This is a genomic window from Streptomyces synnematoformans, from assembly GCF_039531005.1.
Taxonomy (GTDB): Bacteria; Actinomycetota; Actinomycetes; order Streptomycetales; family Streptomycetaceae; genus Streptomyces; species Streptomyces synnematoformans.
In genome coordinates this window covers 1-6108 of the sequence record NZ_BAAAPF010000380.1, presented here as the reverse complement: position 1 = coordinate 6108, position 6108 = coordinate 1, and the positions used below count along the sequence as shown (strand labels likewise).

The following is a 6108-nucleotide window of genomic DNA, read 5'->3' as shown; positions in this document are numbered from 1 at the left end:
GAGTTCGTCACGCCCGCGCTCGTCGAGCGCCTGACCCGCGGCGTCACCGGCTCCGTGTAGCGGGCCGCCAGCGGCCCGACGATCACCAGCACCAGCACGTACGCCGTGGCCAGCGGCCCCAGCTCCGCCTCGACGCCCGCGGTGACCGCGATGCCCGCGATGACGATGGAGAACTCGCCGCGCGCCACGAGCGCGCCGCCCGCGCGCCAGCGGCCCTTCGCCGAGATGCCGGCCCGTTTCGCCGCCCAGTACCCGGTCGCGATCTTCGTCAGCGCGGTCACGCCCGCCAGCGCCAGCGCCGGCAGGATGACCGGCGGGATCGACTGGGGGTCGGTGTGCAGGCCGAAGAAGACGAAGAACACCGCGGCGAAGAGGTCCCGCAGCGGGCTGAGCAGGTTGTGCGCGCCCTCCGCGACCTCGCCCGACAGGGCGATGCCCACCAGGAACGCGCCCACCGCCGCCGACACCTGGAGCTGCTGCGCAAGACCCGCGACCAGCAGCGTCAGGCCGAGGACGACGAGCAGCAGCTTCTCCGGGTCGTCGCTGGAGACGAAACGGGATATCAGCCGCCCGTAGCGGAGCGCGACGAACAGCACCGCCCCCGCCGCGCCGAGCGCGATGGCCAGCGTCACGCTGCCCTGCGCGATGCCGACGCCGGCGACCAGCGCGGTGACGATCGGCAGGTACACCGCCATCGCCAGGTCCTCCAGCACCAGCACGCTCAGGATCGCCGGCGTCTCGCGGTTGCCGAGCCGGCCGAGGTCGCCGAGGACCTTGGCGATGACGCCGGAAGAGGAGATCCACGTGACGCCGGCCAGTACCACGGCGGCGACCGGGCCCCAGCCGAGCAGCAGCGCCAGCACCGCGCCCGGCAGCGCGTTGAGCGTGAAGTCGACGAGCCCGGCCGGGTACTGGGTCTTGAGGTTGGAGACCAGGTCACTGGCCGTGTACTCCAGGCCCAGCATGAGCAGCAGCAGGATGACGCCGATCTCGGCGCCGATCGCCACGAAGTCCTCGCTGGCGCCGAGCGGCAGCAGCCCGCCCTTGCCGAAGGCGAGCCCGGCCAGCAGGTACAGGGGGATGGGGGAGAACTGGAAGCGGCCCGCAAACCGCCCGAGCAGACCGAGCCCGAGGATGATCGCACCGAACTCGATGAGGAAGACCGCGGAGGAGTGCAAGCGCTCACTCCCGCCCGAGCAGCGCCGCGGCCGCCTCGATGCCCTCGCGGGTACCGATGAGGATCAGCGTGTCACCGCCGGCGAACCGGAAGTCGGGGGTGGGGGAGGGGATGGCCTCCGCGCGCCGCAGCACGGCCACGATCGACGCCCCCGTCTCGGTGCGTATCCGCGTCTCGCCCAGCATCCGCCCGTTCCAGTACGAGGTGGCCGACAGCTCGACACGCTCGGCGACCAGCCCCAGGTCGGTGGTGTGCAGCACGTTCGGGCTGTGGTGCGAGGGCAGCAGCGCGTCGATCAGCGCCGCCGTCTCGGAGCCGGTCAGCTGCAGCGAGAGCGCGCACGCGTCCGGGTCGTCGGCGCGGTAGACGTTGAGCGACCGGGTGCCGTCCCGGTGGGCGATCACCGACAGGTGCTTCTTCTGCGCACGCGTGGTGAGGTCGTATTTCACGCCGATTCCCGGCAGCGGCGTGGTGCTCATCCTTGGAGCAGGCACGGCCAGTCCCCTTTCCGACCGACGGCTTGGGTGTCGCGCGTCCGCGGCCCCGGGTCCGGACAGCCGGTCCCCCGCGCGGCGCAGAGGCAATCGTACGGCGGGAACACGGGCGTCAGCACGGATGGACGGCGCGGCGGCGGGGTACGGGCCCGGGCCCGCACCCCGCCGCCCCGGCCTCAGACCGCCGCCGGCTCCTGCTCCGGCGCCGGGCGGCCCGGCGTCAGCGCGCCCGCGACCGCCGCCGACACCGCCGCCGCGACGGCCGCCACGGTGAACGCTTCCGTGAAGCCGGCGAGCGTGCTGCCGACCAGGCTGGCCGCCGCCACGCTGGAGACCACCGCGGCGCCCAGCGACGCCCCGAACTCGTGGAACGTGCTGACGATGCCGGACGCGACCCCCGCCTCGTGCGGGGCCACCCGCCCCAGCGCCGTCGCCGAGGCGACCACGAACATCGCCCCGGTGCCCAGCGCCGCGACGGTCACCCCGGCCGCGACCGTGACCGGCCGCATCGAGACCGCCGGCACCGCGAGCCCGGCCGCCGCGGCGGTCAGCGCGGCGACGGGGGGCGTCCGCGCGCCCGTCCGCCCGATGAGCCGCCCGGTCAGGTCGGCGCCGAGCATCGCGGCGACCGCGACCGGCAGGAACAGCAGCCCGGTGTGCAGCGCCCCGTAGCCGCGGGCGTGCTGGTAGTAGAACGTGCCCAGGAAGAACACCGCCACCATCAGCGCCGTCGCCATGAGGATGAGGAACGCGCCGGTGGCCACCGGCCGCCGGGCCAGCAGCCGCACGTCCATCAGTGGGGCGCGGGCGCGCCGCTGCCGGATCGTGAACAGCAGGTAGCCGACGGCCGCGAGCAGCACCAGCCCGGCGGTGCGGGCCGTGAGCCAGCCGCGTTCGCCGGCGTCGATGAGCCCGTAGATGAGCGTCGCCGTCGACGCGGTCACCAGGGCCGCGCCCGGCACGTCCAGCCGCGGCCGCTCCGCGGGCGCCGGGCGGGCCGGCAGCAGCACCGCGAGCACGGCGGCGACGGCGAGCCCGAGGGGCACGTTGACGTAGAAGACCCAGGGCCAGCCGGGGCCGGCGGTCAGCAGCCCGCCGAGGAGGACGCCGAGCGCCGCCCCGCCGCCGCCGAGCGCGGACCAGATGCCCAGGGCCTTGTTGCGCTCCTCGCCGTCGAAGAGGGTGACCACCAGCGACAGCGCCGCCGGCGACAGCAGCGCCGCGCCGGCGCCCTGCGCGATGCGCCCGCCGACCAGCGTGCCGCCCGACTCCGCGAGCCCCGTGGTCAGGGAGGCCGCGGTGAAGACCAGCAGCCCGGCGAGCACCACGCGCTTCGGCCCCACCAGGTCCGCGACGCGCCCGCCGAGCAGCATCAGCCCGCCGAACGTCAGCGTGTAGGCGCTGACCGTCCACGTCAGCGCCTCCCGGCCGAGCCCGAGGCCGGACCCGATGTGCGGGAGCGCGATGGCCACGACCGTGACGTCGAGGATCAGCATGAGCTGCGCGATCCCGAGGAAGCCGAGGATGCGCCAGCGGGCGGGGTGCCGCCCTTCTTTAGCCGGTTGTGCGGCCGTGTGCGAAGTCATCAGTGCTGCCCTCCCGTTATCTCGTACGTTGATGTACGAGTTCTAACGCAGGACTGTAACGCAAACATTCCCGTACGAGATAGGCTGGGACCGTGACCGCCTCCCCCCGCCCCCGCCGCCGGGCCGACGCCGAGCGCAGCATCGCCCGCATCGTCGCCGCCGCCCGCGAGCGGCTGGGCACCGACCCGAACGCGACCACCGACGACATCGCCAAGGCCGCGGGCGTGGGCCGGATGACCCTCTACGGGCACTTCAGGACCCGCGCCGACCTGGTCGACGCCGCGCTCCGGGGCGCGGTCGAGGACGGCGACCGGACGCTGGCCGCCGTGGACCTGGCGGGCGACGCGTACGAGGCGATGCGCCGGCTGCTGGTCTCCAGCTGGGCGCTCGTCGCCGAGTCCGCGGCGCTGCTGACCGCCGCCCAGGGCGTGCTGCCCGCCGGGCGGGTGCGCGAGCTGCACGAGGGCCCGGCCGCCCGCGTCGGCGAACTCGTGCGCCGCGGCCGGGACCAGGGCGTCTTCCGCACCGACATGCCGACCGCCTGGCTCGTCGGCGTCGTGCAGCACATCCTGCACGGCGCCGCCGAGGAGGTCCGCGCCGGGCGGCTGGAGATGGCGCCGGGCGAACTCTCCGACATGGTCACGAAGTCCGTGCTGGCCGTGCTGGCAGCGCCGCCCGCGCCCGGCCCGTCACCCGCGGAGACCCCGCCCGGCCGCGCCGTCTAGACGTCCAGGCCCATGAACGCGACGGCCCGCTCAGCCATGCCGGACATCGGCAGCGAGTGGCCCGCGCCCTGCACGCTGACCGCCTCCACCGGCGCCTGCCCGCCCGTGCCGCCGTAGCGGGTGCGGGTCCAGCCGGACTGCGGGCTGTCGGTCATGGACGGGGTCTGGCCGACGCCGTGGACGTTCGTCCACTGCTTGATCTCCTCCTGGAAGTTGGGGTAGCGCAGGGTGGTGTCGTTGGTGCCGTGCCAGACCTGCATGCGCGGGCGCGGGCCGCCGTAGCCGGGGTGGGCGCCGCGTACGAGGTCGCCCCACTCCTGCGGGGAGCGGATGATCTGGCCGTTGGCGCAGGCGCTGTTCCAGCCGGAGCCGTCGGTGGTGGCGAAGCAACTGTGCGGCACGCCGCTGAACGCCGCGCCGGCCCGGAAGACGTCGGGGTAGTTGCCCAGCAGCACGTTGGTCATCATCGCGCCGGACGAGGCGCCGGTGACGAACGTCCGGTCCGGGTCGGCGCCGTTGTTGGCGCGCACGTACTCCACCATCGAGCGGATGCCGACCGGGTCGCTGCCGCCGTCGCGGCGCAGCGCCTGCGGCGAGGAGACGTCGAAGCACTGGCCGCTGCGGGTGGCGGACGGGTAGACGACGATGAAGCCGTAGCGGTCGGCGAGCCGGGCGAACTCGGTGCCCGAGTAGAACGCGGGTCCCGAGCCCGTGCAGTAGTGGACCGCCACGAGCACGGCGGGCTGCGGCTTGACGTTGTCCGGGACGTACAGGTGCATGCGCAGGTTGCTGGGGTTGCTGCCGAAGTTCGTCACCTCGCGGAGGGTCGCCGCGGACGCCCGGGGCGGTGCGCTCAGGGACAGCGCGGCGAGGAGGGCGAGGACGCAGCCGAGGAGCGCCACGTGCAGCGGGCGCGCCCGGCGGCGGGTGGGGGGTGGTGCGGCTGCGGCACTGGTGAACATGTCCATGCCCTTTCTAGACTGCGTGCGTGAAGGGTCTGCTGGTGCGGCTTTCCTCGCTGGACGCGGACGCCGCCGCGGCGGTGCGCGTGATCGCCCACTTCCAGGCGCTGCTGGGCGGCGGGGGCGTCGCCCCCGAGGTGCTCGTGCGGTCGACCGCCGCGCTGGCCGGCTGCCCGGCGGGGCTGGCGGCCGGCGGCGCGGACGGCGTCGTGGACGGCGGTGTGGTGCGCTTCGGGCCGGACGGCTCCCGGCCGGCGTCCGGCTCCTCCGGTGCGGTGTCGGGGCGGCGGCCGGTGGCCCCCGCGGGCAGCGTGTGGCTCGAACGGGACGGCGGGCCGGGCCCGTTGGACGACCTCGTACTCGAATGGATGGCGCTGGCGGCCGGGATGAGCCCGCGGCGGCCGGCGCCGCCGCCGCACGTCGTCGACCCCGCGCTGGTGGAGATCGTGCTCTCCGCACGGGAGGCCGTCGAGGACCGCATGCGCGCCCTGCGGCTGCTCGGCCTCGGTCCCGAACGGCCGCTGCGGGTGGTCGCGGCGGCCGGCGGCGGGGAGGGCGACGCGGGGGTGGCGGCGGTCGCGCTGCTGGCGCGCGGCGTACCGGGCGCGACGGTGCGGATCGCGGCGATGGACACGCTGGCGGCGGTGCTGGTGCAGACCGCTGAGGGCGGCGCGGGCGTGGCCGGGGAGCTGGCGCGGGACCTGTCGCTCGCGGCGGCGGAGCGGGTACGGGGCCGGGCCCCGGCGCGGGGGCACGGAGCGCGGTTCGGGGTCGGCGGCGGGGTGACACCGGTACGGGCGCACGCCTCCTGGGCGCAGGCCCGCACCGCACTGCGGTTCGCCGGCGCGGGCGGCCCGGGCGAGACGGTCGTCGACCACGACGCGCTCGGCCTGCTGGCCCTGCTGGGCGACGTGCCCGCCGAAAGGCTGCGCGCGGACCCGGGCGTCCGGGCGCTGACCGCGCTCGCCGCACGGGACGGCGGCGAGCCGGCCATCGCGGCGCTGGAGGCCTTCTGCCGCACCGGCTCGCTGCGCCGCGCCGCCGCCGAACTGCACCTGCACCACAGCTCGGTGGCGGCCCGGCTGGCCCGCGCGGAGGCGGCGCTCGGCGGCCGGCTGCGCGAGCCGGACGACCGGCTGCGGGCCCGGCTCGCGCTGTACGCCT

At 75.6% G+C, this 6108-nt stretch carries 6 protein-coding genes; 2 read left to right on the top strand and 4 right to left on the bottom strand.

Annotated elements, in window-relative coordinates; translation table 11 throughout:
• The 3 genes from ABD317_RS32455 to ABD317_RS32445 form a co-directional block, all read right to left on the bottom strand.
• On the bottom strand, positions 1-1178 hold a 1178-nt coding region (locus ABD317_RS32455), incomplete at its 3' end, for a cation:proton antiporter (RefSeq protein WP_344294718.1).
• Between the two features lie 4 nt (positions 1179-1182).
• Positions 1183-1656 carry a cation:proton antiporter regulatory subunit gene (locus tag ABD317_RS32450; protein WP_344294716.1) on the bottom strand — a complete coding sequence of 158 codons (474 nt, stop codon included), beginning with the start codon at positions 1654-1656 and terminating at the stop codon, positions 1183-1185.
• A gap of 191 nt (positions 1657-1847) precedes the next feature.
• Positions 1848-3257, bottom strand: coding sequence for an MFS transporter (locus ABD317_RS32445; RefSeq protein WP_344294714.1), 1410 nt, complete (start codon positions 3255-3257; stop codon positions 1848-1850).
• 92 nt (positions 3258-3349) lie between these two features.
• On the opposite strand from ABD317_RS32445, the gene ABD317_RS32440 reads away from it, so the two are divergent.
• On the top strand, positions 3350-3982 hold the full coding sequence (locus tag ABD317_RS32440) for a TetR/AcrR family transcriptional regulator (protein ID WP_344294712.1): 633 nt from the start codon (positions 3350-3352) through the stop codon (positions 3980-3982).
• Here the strand turns inward: ABD317_RS32440 and ABD317_RS32435 are convergent.
• A complete protein-coding gene (locus ABD317_RS32435; protein ID WP_344294710.1) occupies positions 3979-4944 on the bottom strand; it encodes an extracellular catalytic domain type 1 short-chain-length polyhydroxyalkanoate depolymerase in 966 nt (321 codons plus the stop codon). The genes ABD317_RS32440 and ABD317_RS32435 overlap by 4 nt on opposite strands.
• A 26-nt stretch (positions 4945-4970) precedes the next feature.
• Here ABD317_RS32435 and ABD317_RS32430 point away from each other — a divergent pair.
• Positions 4971-6108 (top strand): helix-turn-helix domain-containing protein (locus ABD317_RS32430; RefSeq protein ID WP_344294708.1); only part of this gene is annotated, 1138 nt, incomplete at its 3' end.

What these genes read in the sequence shown, in the direction of transcription:
- ABD317_RS32450 (WP_344294716.1), bottom strand. Translation starts at nt 1,656, where the DNA reads ATGAGCACCACGCCGCTGCCGGGAATCGGCGTGAAATACGACCTCACC.
- ABD317_RS32445 (WP_344294714.1), bottom strand. Translation starts at nt 3,257, where the DNA reads ATGACTTCGCACACGGCCGCACAACCGGCTAAAGAAGGGCGGCACCCC.
- ABD317_RS32435 (WP_344294710.1), bottom strand. Translation starts at nt 4,944, where the DNA reads ATGTTCACCAGTGCCGCAGCCGCACCACCCCCCACCCGCCGCCGGGCG.